Here is a 21,288-nt window from a genome sequence, read left to right on the forward strand (position 1 = left end):
ACGTTCACAGGCCCTCGCACACGTTCTGGGCGGACGTATCGAGGAACGGCGCGAACGGACAGTTCACATAGCGCAGGCGCACGCCCGATGTGCCCACATTGACCACGATGCGATCGGACCGCACCGACTTGGGCGCATTGCCAATCCCGCCACCCGCTTTCTTGCCGCCGTTGTTCGCGCCAAGGAACGAGATCATGTCGTCCTGATCGATGCCATCACCCGAAACGCCAATCGCGCCGACCAGCATGGTGCCGCGATAGATCGGCACCGAACCGGGGAAGATCTGGATGCCGTTCGCCAGCCGCTGCTGGCCATTGGGGGCCTTGGGCACATTGGTGCAAGTTCCCGAACCCAGCGTCTGCGCGATCAGCGTGGTCTGCAGCCCCGTGGCGAACGGGCTGAACTTTGCGATGGGAACCGAGAGCGGGCCATTGGGGCGGCCCACTTCGCCATCGGGGAAATAGGGCCGCGCCAGATTGCCGATGGCGCGCGCGCTGAACGCGGACTTGCCCGTTAGAGCGGCGCTATCGCCAAGGAACGTGCGCGTTGCCGCCACTGTGCTCGCCGTGCCCGGATCGGGATCGGCGAACAGCAGTGCGCCAGCCTTTCGATTGGAGAAGAACGCCGTGGTGCGCGCCTTTTGCAGCGAAACGTCGGTGCCGAAGATCGGCGCATCGGGGCTGCGAACGAGGCCCAGCACCGTGCCCCAGCTATCGACCACCGAGATCGTCACTTGCGCCGGGGCATCGAGCGGGCGGCGGATCTGCGCGCGCGCACGGCTCATCACCGTGAACGCTTCTTCCAGCACCGCACGCACTTCCGCCGGGCTCAGCGCCGTGCCGACTTCGGCCGCATCGGCCCCGCCGCGAATGGGAAAGCGGTTCACGCCCTTGCCATTGGTCAGCACGAACGCTTGGGGATTACTGAACTCGCTCGCTTTGGCGAAGCGGATGCCGCTGCGTTCGGTGCCATAGGCAGCGCCGGGCAGAATGGCCGTACCGGCATAGAACCCCACCACTGCGATCAGCGCGCCAGCGCTCGCGCCCAGCGCGGCGAAACTGGATTGCAAGGGGTGCAGTTGGCTGGTCGTGGCATCGGAAAAGCGCAAGGTCGAGCCATCGACCGGTATGCGATCCGCCCGGACCGCCACCGGCGGCGCAAAGCCCTGCAGGCCCGCGAACGCGATCACTTCATCCAGATCATTGTCGAAATCGAGCACGTTCGGATCGAACCCGTAGACCCCATCGGCCATCACGCCGATGCCGCCGACCACGACGCCGTTCTTGTAGAGCGGAAAGCCGCCCGGATCCGCCGCCAGCCCGAGCGGCGAGCGCTTCGGGCCGATCATCGCATCGATCGCGGCCGAGCCGGGGAAGCGCGTGTTGAGATCGGAGCAGGGCAGCTGGCTGAACTGCACGCCGAACAGTGGCCCGCTTTCAAGGCCGGGCGTGCTGGGCGCGGGCGGGAAATGCTGCTGCACGATCATGCTGGCCGTGCGCGTGGAAAAGGCATTGCCGCCCGAGGACAGATAAGCGCCCGTGATGGCCTTGGCGATGGCACCGGCTTCGGACGGAAAGGTCGTGGCGGGAAGCTGGGTCGGCGCAGGGATGCGCATCGTAGTCTTCGCGCCGGTCATCCGGTAGACCGCGAGCACGTTGCCCACGCGGTCGACCACCGCGATGGTGGCCTTGGCACCGCGCGCCTTGGCCTCGCCAGCGGCCTGCGCAATCACGCGCTGGACATTGGCGATGGTCAGCGCCTGCTGCGAGGGCGCGGTATAGACCGCTGCCGCCGCGCTGCTCGCCGCCACTGGAACCAGCCCCGCGAGCACCATGCCCAGCAGTGCCAGCCATGCCGCCACATGCCCGCCGAGGCTGCGACCCCGCATCAGCGCAAGCTCCGGATCGAGCGGACCGCGCTGCCGAACGCGCGGCGGAAGGCGATGGGCTGGAAGCCGTTGGGATCGCGCACCGCCGCATAGGCCTGATTGATCTGCAGGCGCAGCCCGCTTGCCCCGCCAGCGGAGACCATCCCTGCGTTGACCATGCCGTTCAGCAAGGTGTCGAGCGCCATGACCGACTGGACCGAGCCTTCATAATCGGTGAAGCGTTCGGAAATGGCGTCGCTGGCGATGGTGTCGATCACCGTGAAGGCCTGATCGCGGTTGAACGCGGTGGCCGCGAAACGGGCCGAGAGCGCATCGGCAGCCTGCCGCAGCGCCTGCGCCGCCGCCACTGTTTCGGACCGTCCCACGCCCATCGCACGGTGGAAGGCCTTGCTCCGCGCATCGAACGTGGCCGCCTCGCCGGGCGCGACGACGCGCGCGGCTGCCAGCAGCAGGATGATGTTCTCGTCGTTGTACGGCGGCATACCGGCGTGGATCGGGCGGCCCGGATTGGGCACCGCACTGACGTTCGCCTCATCGCCATCATAAATGCGGCGGTGGCACGAATGGCAATCGTAGAAGGTGAATTCGGGGAACACGCCGTCGTTCGCCTTGGCCGGCTGGCTATAGAGCGCAAGGCCGCGCTTCACCGCTTCGGCTTGCCCGATCGCCCACATCTGCATCGAATTGGTCTTGTGGCCCTTGCGGGTCACGTAGTCCGCATCCTCATCGTGATGCTGCTGCAGCGTGCTGAACAGATCGAGTTCGAACGAAATGCGCGGATGGCCCGCCGCCATGATGCGGTGTGCGATGAACTGGCCCTGCCCGTCGCCCGAAAGGTGGCAATCGAGGCAGACCCCGGCGCGGACGCGGGGGCTGGTCAGGTCGGTCATCCCTTGCGCGACATTGCGCGCGTGGCTGGTGCCAACGGTGTAGTGCGCAGCGAGCCAGCCGCCGCCCGCCCCAGCGCCCGAAGCACCGTGACAAGCTTCGCAATCGACGCCGTCCGCCAGCCTGGCCGCACCTTGCGAGGCGTGGCAGCCCGCGCATTCGCGCACCGTCCCGGCGCTATCGAGCCCGAGGCGGCGGGCAATCGCCTGACCCCGCGGTTCGCCGACCACACGCCAGGCGCGGCTGTGTGCACCAGTGGGGGAGCTTTCTTCCTGCCAGCGCAAAAGCTCGTCCTGCCGGACCGGGGTGCCGCTGGCGACGCTGCGGCCATGGCAGGTGGAGCCTGCGCAGCTGGCAACGCCCATATGCGCGCGCAGCGATCCGGCGCCCTCCGCCTCGGCGCGCAGCGGTGCGGGCCTCAGCACGAGCGATCCGCCAAGCACGGCAAACGCCAGCGCCAGACATGCCATGCCTGCCAGAAACGGAGCCCTAACCCCGCTGCGAAGGGCAGCCACAAGCGGCCGCGCCAGTGTCGAAATGCCCCGCATTGCCCCTCGTTTCATACGCCCGGACACACTATGCGGCGGAACCATTTCGGTCCTTGCCGCGTGCCGGGCGGGAAAACATCAAGGCGACCCTTTGCCTTGGTTACGCCAGAGACCACCTGCCGTTCAAGCGCCGAATCGCCGCCCATCGAACCTGTGTGCTACACCCGCCTGATGACGAGATTGCGGATCTCGCTCATGTCCTCCATCGCGAAGCGCACGCCTTCGCGCCCCAGCCCGGAATCCTTGACCCCGCCATAAGGCATGTTGTCCACCCGGTAGCTCGACACGTCATTCACGACGACGCCGCCGACATCGAGCCCGTCCCACGCATCGAGCACTTTGTGGATGTCGCGCGTGAAGATGCCTGCCTGCAGGCCGAACTTGCTGTCGTTCACTTCTTCAAGCGCCCCCTGCCAATCGCTGAACTTCGAGAGGATGACGACCGGGCCGAACGCTTCCTCGGTATAGACTTCCATGTCGCGGTTGCAGCCTTCGAGCAACGTCGCCTCCAGCATCGCCCCTTCGCAGCCGCCGCCTGCCAGCAGCTTTGCGCCGCCCGCCACGGCGCTGTCGATCCAGCCCTTCAAGCGCTGCGCTTCCTTGGCCGAGATCATCGGACCGATGAAGGTATCGCGCTTCTTGGGATCGCCGGATATCAGCATTTTAACCTTTTTCGCCAACATGTTGCGGAAGATTTCGTAGATGTTTTCGTGGATGATCACGCGCTGCACGTGGATGCACGATTGGCCCGACTGGTAATACCCGCCGAACACGATCCGAGCGAGCGCATGATCGAGATCGGCATCGGCATCGACGATCACCGCCGCATTGCCGCCGAGTTCGAGCACGACCTTCTTCTTGCCCGCCTTGGCCTTCAGTTCCCAGCCCACGCCCGGCGAACCGGTGAAGGAAAGCAGCTTGAGCCGTTCATCGGTGGTGAACAGGTCTGCGCCCGCGCGCGCTGCGGGAAGGATCGAGAACGCGCCGTCGGGCAGGATATCGCACTCCGCCAGCACTTCCCCCATGATGATCGCGCCCAGCGGCGTGAGGCTGGCAGGCTTCATCACGAACGGACAGCCCATCGCGATGGCCGGCGCGATCTTGTGCGCGGCGAGGTTGAGCGGGAAGTTGAATGGCGAGATGAAGCTGCATGGGCCGATGGGAACCCGCTTCCACATCCCCATGTAACCCTTTGCCCGCGCTGAGATATCGAGCGGCTGGACTTCGCCGTAATTGCGCGTCGCTTCCTCGCTGGCGATGCGGAACGTGTCGATCAGGCGGGTCACTTCACCTTCGGCGTCGGCAATCGGCTTTCCGGCTTCCACGCAGAGCGAATAGGCCAGTTCATCAAAGCGTTCCGCGAACCGCTTCACGCAATGCGCGAGGACGTCGCGCTTCTCGAAGCTCGCCAGCCGGGCCATCGGCTCCGCCGCGCGCACCGCGCCCGCGATGGCTTCGTCGATCACATCGGGCGTGGCGAGCGCGGTGCGGAACGCGATCTCGCCGGTGAACTTGTCGGTCACGGCGAGATCGGTGTTGGGCTGCACCGCCTTGTTGTTGAGATAGAGCGGGTAGACGTCTTTGAGCTTGGTCATAGGTTACTCCCCCCTCCCGGTGTGCGGGAGGGGTCTGGGCCAAATCACAGTGCCTTCGACAGCGCCTTGATATCCTTGTTCAAGATCTGATCGTTCTCCGAATAATCGACCGGGCAATCGATCAGGTGGACACCGGGCGTGCTGTTGCAATGCGCAAGCAGTTCCTTGAGGTGCGCCGCGCTTTCCACCCGGTGGCCCTTCGCGCCGTAAGCCTCGGCATATTTCACGAAATCGGGGTTGCCATAAGTCAGCCCGAAGTCTTCAAAGCCCATGTTGGCCTGCTTCCAGCGGATCATGCCATAGCTGCTGTCATTGAGGATCAGCACCGTGAGATTGAGGCCGAGGCGCACCGCGGTTTCCATCTCCTGGCTGTTCATCATGAAGCCGCCATCACCGCAGACCGCCATGACCTTGCGTTCAGGATATAGCATCGCGCTCATCATCGCGGACGGCAGCCCCGCGCCCATCGTGGCGAGCGCGTTGTCGAGCAGCACGGTGTTGGGCCGATACGCCGTATAGCCCCGCGCGAACCAGATCTTGTAGACGCCGTTGTCCAGACAGATGATCCCGTCATCCGGCATGGCATCGCGGATCTGCTGCACCAGATGCGGCGGGAAGATCGGGAAGCGCGCGTCTGCCGCCAGCGGCGCGGTGTGCGCCACTTCGGCAGCGCGATAGGCGAGCAGCTTCTCGCAGCTCCAGCTGCCGGAGGGGACAATGTCCTCCTTCATCTGCCAGATCGCGTTGGCGATATCGCCGATCACTTCGATATGCGGGAAATAGACCGGATCGACTTCGGCGGTCTTGGACGAAACGTGGATGACCGTCGGCCCGCCTTCGCGCATAAAGAACGGCGGCTTTTCAATAACATCGTGACCAATGTTCACAATGCAGTCGGAGTCTTCGATGGCACGGTGGACGAAATCGCCCGCCGACAGCGCCGCGCAGCCGAGGAACTTGGGGTGCCGCTCATCGATCACACCCTTGCCGAGCTGGGTCGTGAGGAAGGGAATGCCGGTCTTTTCGATGAACTGGAGCAGCATCCGCCCGGTCATCGTCCGGTTCGCACCCGCGCCGATCACGAGCACCGGGGCCTTTGCGCCTTCGAGCGCCTGTACCGCCTGCCGCACTGATTTGGGATCGGCGCTGGGGCGGCGAACCACGGACCGCTGGAGCGGGCGCGAATCGGTGTGTTCGTCGGCAATGTCCTCGGGCAATTCGATATGGGTCGCGCCGGGCTTTTCCTCCTCGGCCAGACGATAGGCCTCGCGCACCCGGCTCGGGATATTGTCCGAACTCGCCATCTGGTGGGTGAACTTGGTGATCGGCCCCATCATCGAGACGACGTCGAGGATCTGGAAGCGGCCCTGCTTCGATTTCTTGATCGGCTTCTGGCCGGTGATCATCAGCATCGGCATCCCGCCGAGAGTGGCATAGGCCGCCGCGGTGACGAAATTGGTCGCTCCCGGCCCCAGCGTGGCAATGCACACGCCGGTCTTGCCGGTGTGGCGACCATAGGTCGCGGCCATGAAGCCTGCGCCCTGTTCGTGGCGCGTCAGGATCAGCTTGATCTTGGTGGAGCGGGACAGCGAATCGAGGAAATCGAGATTTTCCTCGCCGGGCACGCCGAAGATGTATTCGCAGCCTTCTTCTTCAAGGCATTCGATAAACAGATCGGAAGCCTTCTTGCCCCCGGAAACAGTGCCTTCGCTCATGTGATCGCTCCCCACGCGGGAGCGCGCGCCTCTGCGCCACCCCCCCTGCCTATTCGGTCGCGACCATATGGACATTTCGGCGCACACGATGTGCTGCGCCGCACAGCCTTGGCTGCAAGAGGTAACAAAGCCCCGCGCGCGAGTCACCCCCTCCCTGCAACCGGCCTGGTGGGATCAATACCCCCGCGCGAGGTCGACCTGATGCGCCAGCGGCTCGCCCCGGCCATAGCGCGCTAGGTTTTCAAGGAACCGCGCGCCGGAGCGGCGGAACATCGCGGTCTGCGCCCGGCCCGAAAGGTGCATGGTCACATGCGCGTTCGGCTCGCTCCACAGCGGATGATCGGCGGGCAAGGGTTCGGGCGAGGTCACATCGAGGAACGCGCCGCCGATCCGCTTTTCAGCCAGCGCCGCCACCAGCGCGTCCTGATCGATCACGCTGCCGCGCGCCACGTTCACCAGCACGGCGCTGTCCTTCATCGCCGCCAGTTCGCCTGCACCGATCATGCCATCGGTTTCCGGCGTGGCGGGCACGGCGAGGATCACCCAGTCGAACTCGCCCAGCCGCGCGCGCCATTGATCGGGGAGCAACGTCCCCTCACCCGGAGAGCGGCGCACCTTGGTCACGTCCACTTCGAACGCCGAAAGAATGCGGTCCACCCGCTGCCCGATCGCGCCGTGGCCCAGAACCAGCGCCTTGCTGCCAGCCAGTTCGACCTTGCCCGGCGAATCGCCCAGCCACTCGTGCCGATCCTGCGCGCGCACGACCTCGCGGTACCCCTTCGCCACATTGAGCATGCCCATCACGACATATTCGGCAATGGTGACCGCGTTGATGCCCACGCCATTGGTGAACACCACCCCGCGCTGCGCCATCAGCTCCAGCGGGAAGCCATCGACACCCGCGTATATGCTCGAAAGCCACTTGAGGTTTATGGCAGAAGTAATTGCTTCTACCATCTTTCCCTTGTCATCGAGATCGAACCAGCCAATCTCGGCCTCGGGCGCCATTTCCAAAAGCTCTGCCGTGTGGCGGAAGAAGCGCGGGCTCACCCAGTCCGGCAAATGCGGCTGGATCAGCGGCGCAGCGAGCGCGGGCATCACGAGAATGGTCATCGCTCGGTCCTTTTCGGGTTGGTCAGCGGCGGCGGCGCAGCGCGGTATCGGCGGCGGTCGTGCGGATCAGACTCGCCCGCAACCCGCCCCGGAAGCCACTCGCAAAAATGTCATCCACCAGCCATTGCCCGCCGATGCGCGCAAAGGCGAAGCGCAGCCGCTCGCGGTGGCCGGGCGCCTTGCCGAGGGTCACGCTGAGGAGCAGCCGCCCCGGCCCGAGCGCGCGGCGGGCGGTGATACGTTCGTGCAGGCCCCCGGCCTCCCAGTCCTGACACTGGCAGAGCCAGTCGAAGTCCGAGAGGTCGTCCACCTCGTCCGTGGGCGTAACCGCGCGCCAGCGGGCAATCAGCGCCTTGAGGCGCGGCGTGAAGATCGGCCGCTCCCATGCCGCCTCGGTCGTGTCAGGCTTGCGGAACGGCGCATAGATCGCCGCGACGGCCGCTTCGGGTGTGGCGACGGGCGTAGCAGCGGCGAGCGCGAGTGCGGTGAGGATCATGCGAGTTTCCATTCCCAGCCAAGCGGATCGCCGTCCATCACTTCGGCGCCCTTGGCCGCGAGTTCATCGCGCAGCGCATCGGAGCGGGCGAAGTCCTTGGCGGCGCGCGCTTCCTTGCGGGCGGCGAGAGTGGCTTCGATTTCGGCTTCGGTGATCTCGGCGGACTTGGGGCGGATGCGCAGGTCGGCGCGGGTGAGGTTCAGGAGATCGAGGCCGAGGACGGCGTCCATGGCTTCGAGCACGGCCAGCTTTTCCGCCGGATCGGCTTTCTTGAGCGCCGCGACCTCTTCCAGCACGGTCAGCGCGACCGAGGTGTTGAGATCATCGGAGACGGCTGAAGCAAAGCGCTCGAGATGCGGCGCGAACACACGGCCCGGCGTGGTCGGACCGCCCTCTCCGGCGGGAATGCGGGCCTTCAGCTGTTCGACGGCCATAACCAGCCGCTTCAACCGTGTCAGCGCAGCGGCCAGCCCTTCCCAGCTGAACTCCAGTTCACTGCGATAGTGCGCCTGCAGGCAAAGCAGGCGATAAGCCAACGGGTGGTAGCCCTTGTCGATCAGCAATTGCAGCCGCAGAAATTCGCCCGAAGACTTCGACATCTTGCCGCTGCGTTCGACCAGAAAATTGTTGTGCATCCAAATCTTGGCACCCGAATTGGTAGGCTCGTCGAGGCCATTCGTGCAGCAATGCGCCTGGTTCTGCGCGATCTCGTTGGGGTGGTGGATTTCGCGGTGGTCGATCCCGCCGGTGTGGATATCGAAGGGAAAGCCCAGCACCGCGCCCGACATGACCGAGCATTCCAGATGCCAGCCCGGCGCGCCCTTGCCCCACGGGCTGTCCCATTCCATCTGCCGCGTCTCGCCCGACGGGGTCTTGCGCCAGATCGCGAAGTCGGCCGCGTTGCGCTTGCCTTCCACCGCCTCGATCCGGCCCTCTCCGTTCTCGGTCTGCGCGCGCGCCAGACGGCCATAGTCAGCGACGGTCGAAACGTCGAAATAGAGCCCGCTGTCCAGCTCGTAGCAGTGCTTTTCCGCGATCCCCTTCGCAAATTCGATCATCTGCGGCACATAGTCCGTCGCCACGGTCCACTGCGCGGGCTGGCGGATATTGAGCGCGCGAATGTCGGCCCAGTAGGCCTGCTTGTAATGCTCGGCGATGTCCCAGATCGACTGCTTCTGAGCCGCCGCCATGCGCTCCATCTTGTCCTCGCCGTCATCCGCGTCGTCGGTCAGGTGGCCGACATCGGTGATGTTGATAACATGGGTGAGCTTGTAGCCCTTGAAGCTGAGCGTGCGGCCCAGCACATCAGCAAACACATAGGCGCGCATGTTGCCGATGTGGGGGTAGTTGTAGACCGTCGGCCCGCAAGTATAGACGCGCGCTTCCCCGGGATGGACCGGGGTGAAGGGTTCGGCGCGGCGGGTCAGGCTGTTGAACAGGGTCAGCGGAGCGGTTGTTTCCATGCCCCTCGCTCTGCCAGCCTGCCTATCCGCCGGTCAAGGGTGGGCCGTCACTCCGCCGGAGCGGCCTGCGCGCTGGAGAGGACTTCGAGCTGTTCGGCGCAGCCCTTTTCCGCCAGCAGCGCGGCCACGGCGACGGGGTCTTCCGGCACATCGACGAGCAGCCGCGTGGTGATCTTCACCGTCTGCCCCACCGGGCTGGTGAAGCGGTAAGTCTGCCCATCGACCACCGGCATGGTCGCCACCGGCCAGAGCTTGATCGCGCTGCCGGCGCGGAAAGTCACTTCAGCAGGGGTGTTGTCTGCGCCGTAGAGCGTGCCGTTGCCGGTTTCCGCGCGGTTCGGCCGCCACAGCACGACTTGCGCCGGGTCCGCGATGCACACCGTGCCGCCGCGGCTGACATCGACATACCAGGCGTTTTCGGGCCGCAAGGCTTCGGTCGGCACTTCGGTATCGCCGCGCACGGCCCCCGTGCGGGTGCGCGCCGCACCGCGCGCCACCAGCGCGGCCAGCGCGGTGTTCGCGCCGCCTGCGCCCCGGTTCACCGCGCTATCCAGCTTGAAGCTGCCCGGCCCGGACAGCACGCGCGAGCCTGCCTGATCGATCACGGTGATCTGATCGCCTGCCTTCAGCGTCACCGCCGCGCCTGCGGGCAGCTTGCGCCCCATCGGATAGGCCGCCGCCGAAGGCCCGGTGGACCGGATGACCACCGCCTGCGCCTGTGCCGCAGCGCTCCAGCCCAGATTGGCACCGATCAGCGCCGCCGCAGCAAAAGTGCACTTAGCCAAGGACATAGCTCTCTCCATCATCCAGTTCCGCAAGGCGCCGCGCCAGATTGGCCAACGCGAGATCCTTGTGGCCGCTTGCATCGATTCGCGCTGTGAGCGTGGCCACAGCTGCGCGATTTCCGGCAACATGCGCGGCGACAAGCGCCTCGGCAAGCGCGCGCGCTTCGGGTGCGGCATCGGGCACCGGCTCGAACACCTCCACCGGCGTGGCGCGGCCGCGCAAGTTCACCGTGCCCATCGGACGGAAACCATCCAGCCCAGACCGCTCCATCGCCTCTCGGCTGACCAGCACCGTCGTATCAAGCGGCTTGTTCGCGCTTTCGAGCCGCGCCGCCGTGTTCATCGCATCGCCCAGCGCGGTATACTGAATGCGCCCGTCGCCGCCGAAATTGCCGACAATCGCCTCGCCATAATGCACTCCGACGCGGGTGCGCCCGATGGGCGGCACGCCGGGCGGCGCATTGCGGCGAAACTCCTCGCCCGCATGATACATGGCGATGGCGGCCTTCACCGCGCGCTCCCCATCGTCAGGATAAGCAATCGGCGCGCCCCAGAACGCCACGACCGCATCGCCGACGAACTTGTCGAGCGTGCCGCCATGGTCGAGGACGACGGCGGACAGCTTGTCGAGATACTCGTTGAGCAGGCGCGCAATCATTTCCGCCTCGACCGCGTGGGTGAGCTTGGTGAAGCCTTCGAGATCGCTGAACAGGCAGAAGATCGCGCGCTTTTCGCCGTGGAGCCGCAGCCGTTCGGGATTGCGCAGGATTTCGGCGGCGACCGAACGCGGGAGGTATTTGCCCAGCGCGCCTTGCGCAAATTCGCGCTGCGCCGCGTTGATCGCGCGCAGTGCCGCGCTGATCGCGGTATAGGCGACGAGCCAGCCGACCGCCCAGCCGACCGCGGGAAAGCCTAGCGTATCGAACCCGGCGCGCTCGGCCAGAAACGGGCCGACAGCGAAAATCGCGAGCTGCGCCAGCACCGCCAGCGCCAGCTGCCAGGGCCGCGCCTGCGCGGCCGCCGTCGCCACGCCAAGGCCGATGGCGAGGAGACTGCCGAGCCACAGCGTCCAAGGCGGCACCACGCGCGGCAGCGCATGATCGAGCAATTGCGCCAGCATCGAGGCGTGGACTTCCACCCCGATCATCCGCGACTGGCCATCATTGAGCCGCGCGGACACGCCGGTGCGCGTCAGGGGCGTATCGAACTGGTCGAAATCGGCAAAATCGCCGCCGATCAGCACGTAGCGTCCCCGGATCGTTTCGGCCACGAGCGACGCGGTGGCGGGATCGGCGAGCATGTCGATGGGGATCTTGTCGAACACCGGACGCTGCGGATCGGCCGGCACGCGGTAGCGAATGCGGCCGGTGAAATGGGTGAAGCTGGCGTCAGCATCCGGCGTGCGGCTGGTCAGCGCAACCGAAAGCAGCGGCGGCAGACCGTCATACTGGCGCGGCCAGCGCCGGGCGACACGGTCGCTATCGGTTTCGAGGAGAATGCTGGCGGGACCGACCTCATTCGTGCGCACTTCGCCGATATAGCGCTTGAGATCCTGCTCCTGCTCGAAGGTAATCGCCTCGGGGTTGGTGCGCTTGTCGGCATAGGCGAGGAATACCGGCGTGGTCATCCCGCGCAGCGCGCCTTGCAGCAGCGGATCATCGTCCTGCGGACTATCGAACAGGACGTCGATGCCGACGCCTTTCGCGCCCTGCCCGGTGGCCTTCAGCGCTTCAATCTGGGCGAGGGCCTGCGCCAGCACGGTGCGGTCTACCGGCGAAATCTGCCCCGTATTGCGGTTGGTATCGGCGGTGTAGACCACCAGAACCACGCGCTTGTCGGTATCGGTGTGCGGCGCGAAATAGGCCGCGCGAATATCGTAGAGGACGCTTTCGGCATCGCCCAGCAAGGGCAATTGCCAGCTGCGCAGCGCGGTGAACAGCGCAAGGACCAGCAGCAATGCGGCAACCGCAAGGCGCTGCCAGCCAAGCTGGCGCAAGCCCTGCCGCACCATCTGCGCCGATGCGCCTTTGGAATCAGGCATCCTCGAACCCCCGCATGATGGCCAGCCAAGACTGGCAATCATGCGGAGAGTAACGAGTCCGTGCGCTGCTGCCTATGCCGCAGCGCACTTGATTCCTCAGAAACCGAGGAACTTGACGTTATTGTCGATCGGCTCACGCTCACGCTCGAACGCATTGACCGGATCTTCCGCGCGGTAGCCAATGGCGATGCCGCAGAAGAAGATATGCGTTTCATCAGAAACGCCAAGGAAGTCCTTGATCAGCTTGGCATGAAGCGAAAGCGCTTCCTGCGGGCAGCTGTCCAGCCCCTCGCCGCGCAGCAGCAGCATGATCGTCTGCAACCACATGCCCACATCCGACCACTGCGGCGGGCCCATGCGGCGATCAAAATAGCAGAACAGCACGGCGGGCGCGCCGAACGATTCGAAATTGCTCGCCATGAACTTGTTGCGCGCATCGACATCATCGCGCCCGATGCCCATCGCGCCGTACATCGCCTTGCCCACGCCGTGCAGACGCGCGAGGCATTCGGGGATCACTTCGGGATCGTCCCAGTTGTATTCGCGCGGATCCTGCGGCGGGGTGGTGAGCATCTTGGACTGCAGCGCCTTGAGCGGCTCGCCGGTCAGGATGCTGGCTTCCCACGGCTGGAAATTGCAGCCCGAAGGCGACCAGCGCGCGGTGTCCATCACTCGGCGCAGCACATCGAGCGGCACGGGCTTGTCCTGAAACGCGCGGACCGAACGGCGCGAAAGAACGGCTTCGGCAACATCCATTGGCATCGAATTCCCCCAGTTTTTCAATCTTTAGTGTTTGAGTGGTGCGTTCAATCGTCGTCTTCGAACAGGCCCGCCAGCTGCTCGACCATCGTGCCGCCGAGCTGCTCGACATCCATGATCGTAACCGCGCGGCGATAATATCGCGTCACATCGTGGCCGATGCCGATGGCGACAAGCTGGACCGGCGACTGCTTTTCGATCCAGTCGATCACGCGGCGCAGGTGCTGTTCTAGATAGCCCGCCGAATTGACCGAAAGCGTTGAATCGTCGACCGGGGCGCCGTCCGAAATGACCATCAGGATGCGGCGGTCTTCGGGCCGCGCCAGCAGGCGGGTATGCGCCCAGAGCAGCGCCTCGCCGTCGATGTTTTCCTTGAGCAGCCCTTCGCGCATCATCAGGCCGAGGTTCTTGCGCGCGCGGCGCCAAGGCTCGTCCGCCTTCTTGTAGACGATGTGGCGCAGGTCATTGAGGCGGCCGGGATGTGCGGGCTTGCCGCCCGAAAGCCACGCCTCGCGCGATTGTCCGCCCTTCCACGCGCGGGTGGTGAAGCCAAGCACTTCGGTCTTGACCCCGCAGCGCTCCAGCGTGCGCGCCATGATGTCGGCGCTGATCGCCGCGATGGAGATCGGCCGCCCGCGCATCGAACCCGAATTGTCGATCAGCAGGGTGACGACGGTGTCCTTGAACTCGACGTCGCGCTCGATCTTGTAGGACAGCGAATGGCCGGGCGAAATGACCACGCGGGCAAGGCGCGCGGCATCGAGCAGGCCTTCTTCCTGATCGAAATCCCAGCTGCGGTTCTGCTGCGCCATGAGGCGGCGCTGCAGCCGGTTGGCGAGGCGCGTGACGATGCCCTGCAGGCCCTTCAATTGCGCATCGAGATAGGCGCGCAGGCGGGTCAGCTCTTCCTCGTCGCACAGCTCGGCGGCAGAGACGACTTCATCGAACTGCGTGGTGTAGGCCTTGTATTCCCAGCTTTCCGGCAGATCGGTCCACGGCCGGTTAGGGCGCGTGGGCAACATACCCTCCTCGCCCTCGTCGGCCATGTCGGCGTCGGCGCTGTCTTCCGACGTTTCGGTTTGTTCCTGGTCCTCGCCCTCTTCGTCGCCTTCGGTGGGATCTCCGGCGACTTCGCTGGGCTGCTGTTCGGCGCCTTCGTCCGATGCGTCGGGCTGTTCCTCCGCCTGATCGTCGGCCTGCTCGCCCTCGTCCTCGTCGCCGCCTTCGTCCGCCTCCTCCGGGGCCTTGGTGAGATCGAGGTGGCCCAGCATTTCAAGCGCTAGGTTCTGGAACGCCTTCTGGTCGTCCAGCAGATCGGCGAACGCTTCGAGATCCGCACCTGCGCGGGCTTCGATCCAGCTGCGCACCATGGCGGTGCCCACTTCGGCGGCGGCGGGCACGGCCTGCCCGGTCAGCTTTTCGCGCAGCAGCATGGCGAGCGCGGTGGGCAGCGGCACTTCTTCGGGCCGGCTCGCGCGGGCGATGGGATCAGAGGCGATGCGCATCGTCGTCGCCGCATCAAGGTTGCCGCGAATGCCCGCATAGCCATCGGAGCCGAGCGCCTCATAGCGCACTTGCTCGATCGCATCATAGCAGGCGCGCGCCAGCGGCTCGGTCGGCGCGCCCCGGCCATGCAGCCCCTCGTTGTGGAGCCGCAATTTCAGCGCCATGCCATCGGCAAATCCGCGCGCTTCGGCCACTTGCGCGGCAGGCAGGGCGCGGCCCGGCATCGGCAGGCGCAAGTTCGTCCCCGTCTGGCTCGGCGCGTCGGCCGTCCAGGCGACTTCGAGTTCGGGCACATCGGACACAGCGCGCGCGGTGCCCGCAAGCACGGAGCGGAACTGGTCGAGAGGGCTTTCGTCAGGCAAGGTCTGTCTTCATCCGTCGATAAGGCCAGCGATCAACCAATTGGCTGGGTCAGCCAATGGACTGCCCGGTCTTGGCCCAGTCTGCAAGGAAGCCTTCGATGCCCTTTTCGGTCAGGACATGCTTGAACAGGCCCTTGATCACGGCAGGCGGCGCGGTGATCACGTCCGCGCCGATCTTCGCGCTTTCGAGCACGTGGACCCCGTGGCGGATCGAGGCGGCGAGGATTTCCGTGCCGAACGCGTAGTTGTCGTAAATCAAACGGATGTCGCGGATCAGGTCCATGCCATCGAAACCGTTGTCATCGTGACGGCCGACGAAGGGCGAGACGAACGTCGCGCCCGCCTTGGCCGCGAGCAGCGCCTGATTGGCCGAGAAGCACAGCGTGACGTTGACCATCGAGCCATCGCCCGTCAGCGCCTTGCACGTCTTGAGCCCGTCGATGGTCAGCGGTACCTTGATGCACACGTTGTCCGCGATTTTGCGCAGGATTTCCGCCTCGCGCATCATGCCTTCGTGATCCAGTGCCACGACTTCGGCGGAAACGGGGCCGCTGGTGAGGCCGCAGATCTCGCGCGTCACTTCGATGAAGTCGCGCCCTGCCTTGGCGATCAGCGAGGGGTTGGTGGTCACGCCATCGAGCAGGCCGGTCGAGGCGAGGTCTGCGATTTCGGCGGTGTCGGCGGTGTCGACGAAAAACTTCATGGGAGGAGCGTCCTGTATCCGATTCTGCAAACCCTATAGCGCGCGCAGGGCGGCTGTGTAGCCTGTCATTCTTCCCCAGACGGCTGGCGGTGAGGCTTTGCCCCCAAGGGCTCTAGTCCCTAGATGGGATACATGTCGCGCGTCCGCTGCCTCGTCTTCAACGCCGCCCTCGGCGCGCTCGACTACCGGGTGCCCGCCGGCATGGATGCGCCGCCAGGGAGCGTGGTGGTGGTGCCGCTCGGGCCGCGCCAGATCATCGGCGTGGTGTGGGACGAAGGCGAACTGCCCGGCGATGAATACCCGGAACACAAGCTGCGCAGCGTGCTGGAAGTGCTGCCGGTGCCGCCGCTGCCCGCCCCGCTGCGGCGGTTGATCGCGTGGACCGCAGACTATTACCTCGCGCCGCTGTCCGCCGTGGCGCGCATGGCGCTTTCGAGCAGTGCGGCCTTGAAGGGCGGCGGGACGGTGACGGAATACCGCCTGACCGGCGAGGAGCCTGCGCGGATGACGCCGCAGCGGCTGCAAGCGCTCGATCTGCTGCACGGCGAGCAGGCCACGATGCGCGAACTGGCCGAGATCGCCGGGGTTTCCGAAGGCGTGCTGCGCGGGATGCTGGGCCAAGGGCTGCTGGAACCGGTCACGGTCGATAGCGACCGGCCCTACCCCGCGCCCGATCCGCACTTTGCCGCGCCCGATCTGGCCGAACAGCAGGCCGAAGCCGCAGCAGAAATGGTGGCAGCGGTGGCAGCGCACCGGTTTCAGCCCTTCCTCCTCGATGGCGTGACCGGTTCGGGCAAGACCGAGACCTATTTCGAAGCCGTGGCGGCAGCGCTGGAGGCGGGGCGGCAAGTGCTCGTCCTCCTGCCCGAAATCGCGCTGACGGCGGCGTTTCTGGCGCGGTTCGAGGCGCGGTTCGGCGTGGCTCCGGTGACGTGGCATTCCTCGCTCAAGGCTTCGGAGCGGCGGCGGGCGTGGCGGCAGGTGGCGTTTGGCGGGGCAAAAGTCGTGGTCGGCGCGCGCTCGGCGCTGTTTCTGCCGTTTGCCGATCTCGGGCTGATCGTGGTCGATGAAGCGCACGAGATCGCGTTCAAGCAGGACGACGGGGTGCGCTATAATGCCCGCGACGTGGCGGTGATGCGCGGGCACTTCGAACAGGTTCCGGTAGTGCTGGCGAGCGCGACCCCCGCACTGGAAAGCCTGCAAATGGCCGAGGCCGGGCGCTACAAGCGGCTGGTGCTGCCCAGCCGGTTTGGCGGGGCGACGCTGCCCAGGATCGAGATCATCAACCTGACCGAGATGCAGCCGCCGCGCGGGCGCTGGCTGGCACCGCCGCTGATGGAGGCGCTGACTGACCGGCTGGCCAAGGGCGAGCAGAGCCTGCTGTTCCTCAACCGCCGGGGCTATGCGCCGCTCACGCTGTGCCGGCACTGCGGGTTTCGCTTCAAGTGCCCCAATTGTTCGGCCTGGCTGGTGGAGCACCGGCTTTCGCAGCGGCTGGCCTGCCATCACTGCGGACATGAAGTGCCGCCGCCGCCAACGTGCCCGGAATGCGGGGAGCCGGATTGCCTTGTGGCGTGCGGCCCCGGCGTGGAGCGGATTGCCGACGAAGTGAGCGAACTTCTGCCCGGCGCACGGGTAGCGGTCGTTACGTCAGACACGCTGGCGAGCCCGGCGGCTGCCGCCGAGTTCGTGGCGCAGGCGGAAGGCGGCGCGATCGATGTGATCGTGGGGACGCAGCTCGTCACCAAGGGGTTCCACTTTCCGGAGCTTACGTTTGTGGGCGTGGTCGATGCCGACATGGGGCTGGACGGCGGGGACTTGCGCGCGGCAGAGCGGACCTACCAGCAGATCGCGCAAGTCGCGGGCCGCGCCGGGCGCGGAGCCAAGGCGGGCGAAGTGCTGATCCAGACGCGGCACCCCAAGGCGGCGGTGATCGCCGCGCTGGCGAGCGGGGAGCGCGATGCGTTCTACGCCGCCGAGACCGAGGCACGGCGCGAAGCGGGCGCGCCGCCGTTTGGCCGGTGGGCAGCGATCATCGTATCGAGCGAGGACGAAGCCGAAGCACGCGATGCGGCGCGCGCCATCGGCGGATCGCGGCCCGATGAGCCGGGGGTGCTGATCCTCGGCCCCGCCCCTGCCCCGCTATCGCTGCTGCGCGGGCGCTACCGCTACCGGCTGCTGATCGCAGCGCGGCGGTCTGCGGAAGTGCAGAAACTGATCCGCGCGTGGCTTGCCCCGCTGCGGATGCCGCCGGGGGTGCGGGTGGCAGTGGATATCGATCCCTACTCGTTCGTCTGAGCGGCATAGCGCACCGCGCCAACGGCGTGATCCGCCCCAAGCGGGATGACGACATCGGCGCGCGGCGGCAGATCGGCGAGGAGGTGCCGGGTCAGGCGTTCGTAATGCATCACGAAGCGCGCGAGTTCGGCATCGGTCATGCCCGCGCCGGTACGCGCACGCAGTTTCTCTTCCTGCAGGCGCCGCCAGCCGAGAACGGTCTCGAAGCCGGGGGCCTGCAGCATCACGGTAAGATCGGGGGCACCGAACAGCGCGCGATAGGGACCGGCGAGCGCGGCGTTGACATGGGTGCGCCAGATGCCTGCGGCGTCCTCTTCCGCTTCCAGCCGGTTGATGGGCTGGGCAAGGTCAGCATCTACCTGCGGGCGGGCGCCCATGCACCAGCCATCGAAGAGGAGCACCGCCACCGGCGCGGCGAGCCGCTGCCATGCGCTTTGCGGCGCGCGGTCGTCTTTGGCCTTGTCAAAGCGCGGAAGGGTGAGGCCGGCCTGCCCTGCCCGCACCCCGGCGAGCAGCGAGAGGCCGAGCGCCACATCGTGCGTACCCGGCACGCCGCGCGTGGCGAACAGCGGGTGAACATCGCAGGCCAGTTCGGCGCGTTCGCGGCGGGTGAGATAGAGATCATCGAGCGAGAGCGTGGCCGCATGAAGGCCGTGTTCGCGGGCCAGCAGCGCTTCGAGCATACGGCAGAGCGTGGACTTGCCGCTGCCCTGCGAGCCGCTGATACACACGATGAGCGGTCCGCCCTGCGCTGACGCGCGCGCTGCGATATGCGCGGCGAGCGGGCACCAGTGCGCTGCGATGATGGCGAGGTAGCTGGCAGGGAGGCCTTCGGTGGCGGTCAGGGCGGAAAGTGCCTCAGCCTGTATTGCCCGGTCAGATGATGGCATGCCCCGCTCCTTCTGATGCACGCGATAGCACAGCCCGGGGGAAGCCTGCACCCGGCTTTCCGGCCTGCACGGCTCGCCCCTTTCATCGCGCGGCATGGCGTGCCACATCGTTGGACAGGAGAGCGAACGCGATGACCTGGCAAGCCGAAATCGATGAACTGCGCCGCCGCGAGGCAATGGCCGAAGCCATGGGGGGCGCGGACAAAGTGGCGCGCCAGCACGGGCGCGGCAAGCTCGATGCGCGGGCGCGGGTTGCCGGGCTGGTCGATGCCGGATCGTTTCGCGAGATCGGCAAGATCGCGGGCAAGGGGCACTATGATGCGGCGGGCGATCTCACCGATCTCAACGCCTCCAACCTGATCTTCGGCCGCGCCAATATCGAGGGGCGGCCGGTGGTGGCCTCGGCCGATGATTTCACCGTGCGCGGCGGGGCGGCGGATGCGGCGATCCACCGCAAGTTCACCCAATGCGAGAAGATGGCGCATACGCTGGGCATCCCGATCATCCGCATGATCGACGGGACCGGCGGCGGCGGATCGGTGCGCACGCTGGAGGAGATCGGCGCGACTTATGTGCCCGCCGTGCCGGGCTGGTCGGACGTGATTCGCAACCTCGACAGCGTGCCGGTGGTGGCGCTGGCGCTGGGGCCGACGGCAGGACTTGGCGCGGCGCGGGTGGTGGCGAGCCATTATTCGCTGATGGTGAAGGGACTTTCCCAGCTCTTCGCCGCCGGGCCAGCGGTGGTGGAAGCATTGGGTGAGGCGAGCGACAAGGAAAGCCTTGGCGGCAGCGTGATCCACACCCGCAACGGCGTGGTGGACGAGGAAGTGGCGAGCGAGGCCGAAGCGTTCGCGCGGGCGCGGCGATTCCTATCCTACCTGCCGAGCCGCGTGGGCCAGACGGCACCGCGCACCGCGCCGCACGACAGCGTGGATCGGCGCGAGGAGTTCCTCCTGTCCGCCGTGCCGCGCGATCCCAAGCAGGTCTATTCGATGCGCCGCGTGGCCGAGGCGATTGCCGACAAGGGCAGCGTGTTCGAAATGGGCCGCCAGTGGGGCCGCGCCGCGATCACCGCGTTTGCGCGGCTCGATGGCTGGCCGGTGGCGCTGCTCGCCAGCGATCCCACGTTTCTGGGCGGATCATGGGAAGCGCGCACCTCGGAAAAGGTCGAGCGGTTCGTGAAACTGGCCGATCAGTTTCGCCTGCCGATTGTCCACCTGGTCGACAATCCGGGCTTCATGATCGGGCTGGCCGCCGAAACCAGCGGGACGATCCGCTACGGCGTGCAGGCGATGAACGCGATCTACCGGGCGAGCGTGCCGCTGGCCTCGGTGATCGTGCGGCGCGCCTATGGCATTGCCGGGAGCGCGATGAGCAACGCCGACGATTTCCAGTACCGCTTTGCCTGGCCTTCGGGCGACTGGGGCAGCCTGCCGATCGAAGGCGGGATCGAGGTGGCCTACAAGGGCGAGCTCGAAGCTGCCGAAGACCCGGCGACGCACCTCGCGATGATCCGCGACCGGCTGAACAAGGTGCGCTCGCCGTTTCGCACCGCGGAACGCTATGCGGTGGAGGACATCATCGACCCTCGCGATACGCGGCCACTGCTGTGCGAATTTGCCGAACTGGCATGGCGGAAGCTGGGGGCGGTTTAGGCCCCCATTTTCCTCAGCCTTCCAGAAGCGCGGCAGCCTGAAGCAGGCGATTGCCGTGGTCGGTCTCTTCCTTGCCGTTGGCGCGCAGGAGAGCAGCGGCTTCCTCGTTGCCGATGCTGGCGGCCCAGCCTTCATAGAGCGTCTCACCGTCGAATTCGGTCTGCGCCAGCTTGCGCAGGGCTTCGGGGGTGAGTTCGCCGATGGGGAACGCGCCGCCCGCGAGATAGGGGTTGGCGTCTGCTTCGGGGGGCGTGAAGTCCGTGCCGGTAAGGAGCTTGAGCACGGCGGCGGCGCGGCGGGCGTGGACGAACTCTTCATCACCATTCGTGCGCAGGAGATCGGCGACGGCCGGATTTTCCGCCCCTGCGGCAGTGGCGCGGTAGAGCTCCTTGCTCGCGGCTTCGACGAGGCACATGACCTTGATGTCGGTGACAGTGGGCGCGGTAATGGTGCCGATGTGGGCGAAAGCCTCGCCAATGGTCTGCGGCATGCCCGGCTCAAGGGTCACGGTGGTCATCGAAGCTCTCCCGGTTGTTCTGCTGATTCTGCCGCAGGCTACAGCACCCCTCGCTGTGATGGAATG

General features: G+C 66.2%; 16 protein-coding genes. 2 read left to right on the forward strand and 14 right to left on the reverse strand.

Features of this window, described 5'->3' with window-relative positions; genetic code table 11:
- Window positions 1–4: 4 nt before the first annotated feature.
- The 12 genes from CFE35_RS09175 to fsa form a co-directional block, all read right to left on the reverse strand.
- Entirely contained in the window at window positions 5–1,888 is a 1,884-nt protein-coding gene (locus tag CFE35_RS09175) for a heme-binding protein (protein WP_292930234.1), read from the reverse strand.
- Entirely contained in the window at window positions 1,888–3,246 is a 1,359-nt protein-coding gene (locus CFE35_RS09180) for a multiheme c-type cytochrome (RefSeq protein ID WP_292930236.1), read from the reverse strand. The genes CFE35_RS09175 and CFE35_RS09180 overlap by 1 nt, the downstream gene beginning before the upstream one ends.
- A gap of 236 nt (window positions 3,247–3,482) precedes the next feature.
- On the reverse strand, window positions 3,483–4,919 hold the full coding sequence (locus CFE35_RS09185; protein ID WP_292930238.1) for an aldehyde dehydrogenase family protein: 1,437 nt from the start codon (window positions 4,917–4,919) through the stop codon (window positions 3,483–3,485).
- Window positions 4,920–4,963: 44 nt separating this feature from the next.
- The gene (locus tag CFE35_RS09190; protein WP_292930240.1) at window positions 4,964–6,634 is read right to left on the reverse strand and encodes an acetolactate synthase large subunit; all 1,671 of its coding nucleotides are present in this window, start codon (window positions 6,632–6,634) and stop codon (window positions 4,964–4,966) included.
- Between the two features lie 174 nt (window positions 6,635–6,808).
- Complete coding sequence (locus CFE35_RS09195; protein ID WP_292930241.1) at window positions 6,809–7,747, reverse strand: D-2-hydroxyacid dehydrogenase; 939 nt, start codon at window positions 7,745–7,747, stop codon at window positions 6,809–6,811.
- Window positions 7,748–7,769: 22 nt separating this feature from the next.
- Window positions 7,770–8,243 carry a DUF3828 domain-containing protein gene (locus CFE35_RS09200; protein ID WP_292930243.1) on the reverse strand — a complete coding sequence of 158 codons (474 nt, stop codon included), beginning with the start codon at window positions 8,241–8,243 and terminating at the stop codon, window positions 7,770–7,772.
- Window positions 8,240–9,706 carry a cysteine--tRNA ligase gene (gene cysS, locus CFE35_RS09205; RefSeq protein ID WP_292930245.1) on the reverse strand — a complete coding sequence of 489 codons (1,467 nt, stop codon included), beginning with the start codon at window positions 9,704–9,706 and terminating at the stop codon, window positions 8,240–8,242. The genes CFE35_RS09200 and cysS overlap by 4 nt, the downstream gene beginning before the upstream one ends.
- Before the next feature lie 47 nt (window positions 9,707–9,753).
- The gene (locus CFE35_RS09210; RefSeq protein WP_292930247.1) at window positions 9,754–10,497 is read right to left on the reverse strand and encodes a hypothetical protein; all 744 of its coding nucleotides are present in this window, start codon (window positions 10,495–10,497) and stop codon (window positions 9,754–9,756) included.
- Window positions 10,484–12,532, reverse strand: coding sequence for an adenylate/guanylate cyclase domain-containing protein (locus CFE35_RS09215; RefSeq protein WP_292930249.1), 2,049 nt, complete (start codon window positions 12,530–12,532; stop codon window positions 10,484–10,486). Before CFE35_RS09215 ends, CFE35_RS09210 begins: the two co-directional genes overlap by 14 nt.
- A gap of 96 nt (window positions 12,533–12,628) precedes the next feature.
- Window positions 12,629–13,294: a nitroreductase gene (locus CFE35_RS09220; protein WP_366557135.1), complete on the reverse strand. Its 666-nt coding sequence runs from the start codon at window positions 13,292–13,294 to the stop codon at window positions 12,629–12,631.
- A 44-nt stretch (window positions 13,295–13,338) separates the two neighbouring features.
- Window positions 13,339–15,159 (reverse strand): cobaltochelatase subunit CobT, encoded by a 1,821-nt coding sequence (gene cobT / locus CFE35_RS09225; RefSeq protein ID WP_292930251.1) that lies wholly within the window; start codon window positions 15,157–15,159, stop codon window positions 13,339–13,341.
- A gap of 49 nt (window positions 15,160–15,208) precedes the next feature.
- Complete coding sequence (gene fsa, locus CFE35_RS09230; RefSeq protein ID WP_292930253.1) at window positions 15,209–15,862, reverse strand: fructose-6-phosphate aldolase; 654 nt, start codon at window positions 15,860–15,862, stop codon at window positions 15,209–15,211.
- 132 nt (window positions 15,863–15,994) lie between these two features.
- Here fsa and CFE35_RS09235 point away from each other — a divergent pair, with 132 nt between their 5' ends.
- Window positions 15,995–18,160: a primosomal protein N' gene (locus tag CFE35_RS09235; protein ID WP_292930255.1), complete on the forward strand. Its 2,166-nt coding sequence runs from the start codon at window positions 15,995–15,997 to the stop codon at window positions 18,158–18,160.
- Here the strand turns inward: CFE35_RS09235 and CFE35_RS09240 are convergent.
- Window positions 18,145–19,050, reverse strand: a complete 906-nt coding sequence (locus CFE35_RS09240) for a kinase (RefSeq protein WP_292930257.1) — start codon at window positions 19,048–19,050, stop codon at window positions 18,145–18,147. The two genes, CFE35_RS09235 and CFE35_RS09240, sit on opposite strands and share 16 nt — an antisense overlap.
- Window positions 19,051–19,181: 131 nt before the next feature.
- Here CFE35_RS09240 and CFE35_RS09245 point away from each other — a divergent pair, with 131 nt between their 5' ends.
- Window positions 19,182–20,705: a carboxyl transferase domain-containing protein gene (locus CFE35_RS09245; protein WP_292930259.1), complete on the forward strand. Its 1,524-nt coding sequence runs from the start codon at window positions 19,182–19,184 to the stop codon at window positions 20,703–20,705.
- 13 nt (window positions 20,706–20,718) lie between these two features.
- On the opposite strand, the gene CFE35_RS09250 is transcribed toward CFE35_RS09245, so the two are convergent.
- Window positions 20,719–21,222, reverse strand: a complete 504-nt coding sequence (locus CFE35_RS09250; RefSeq protein WP_292930261.1) for a ferritin family protein — start codon at window positions 21,220–21,222, stop codon at window positions 20,719–20,721.
- Between the last annotated feature and the right edge of the window lie 66 nt (window positions 21,223–21,288).

This window comes from Novosphingobium sp. PASSN1 (assembly GCF_002278815.1).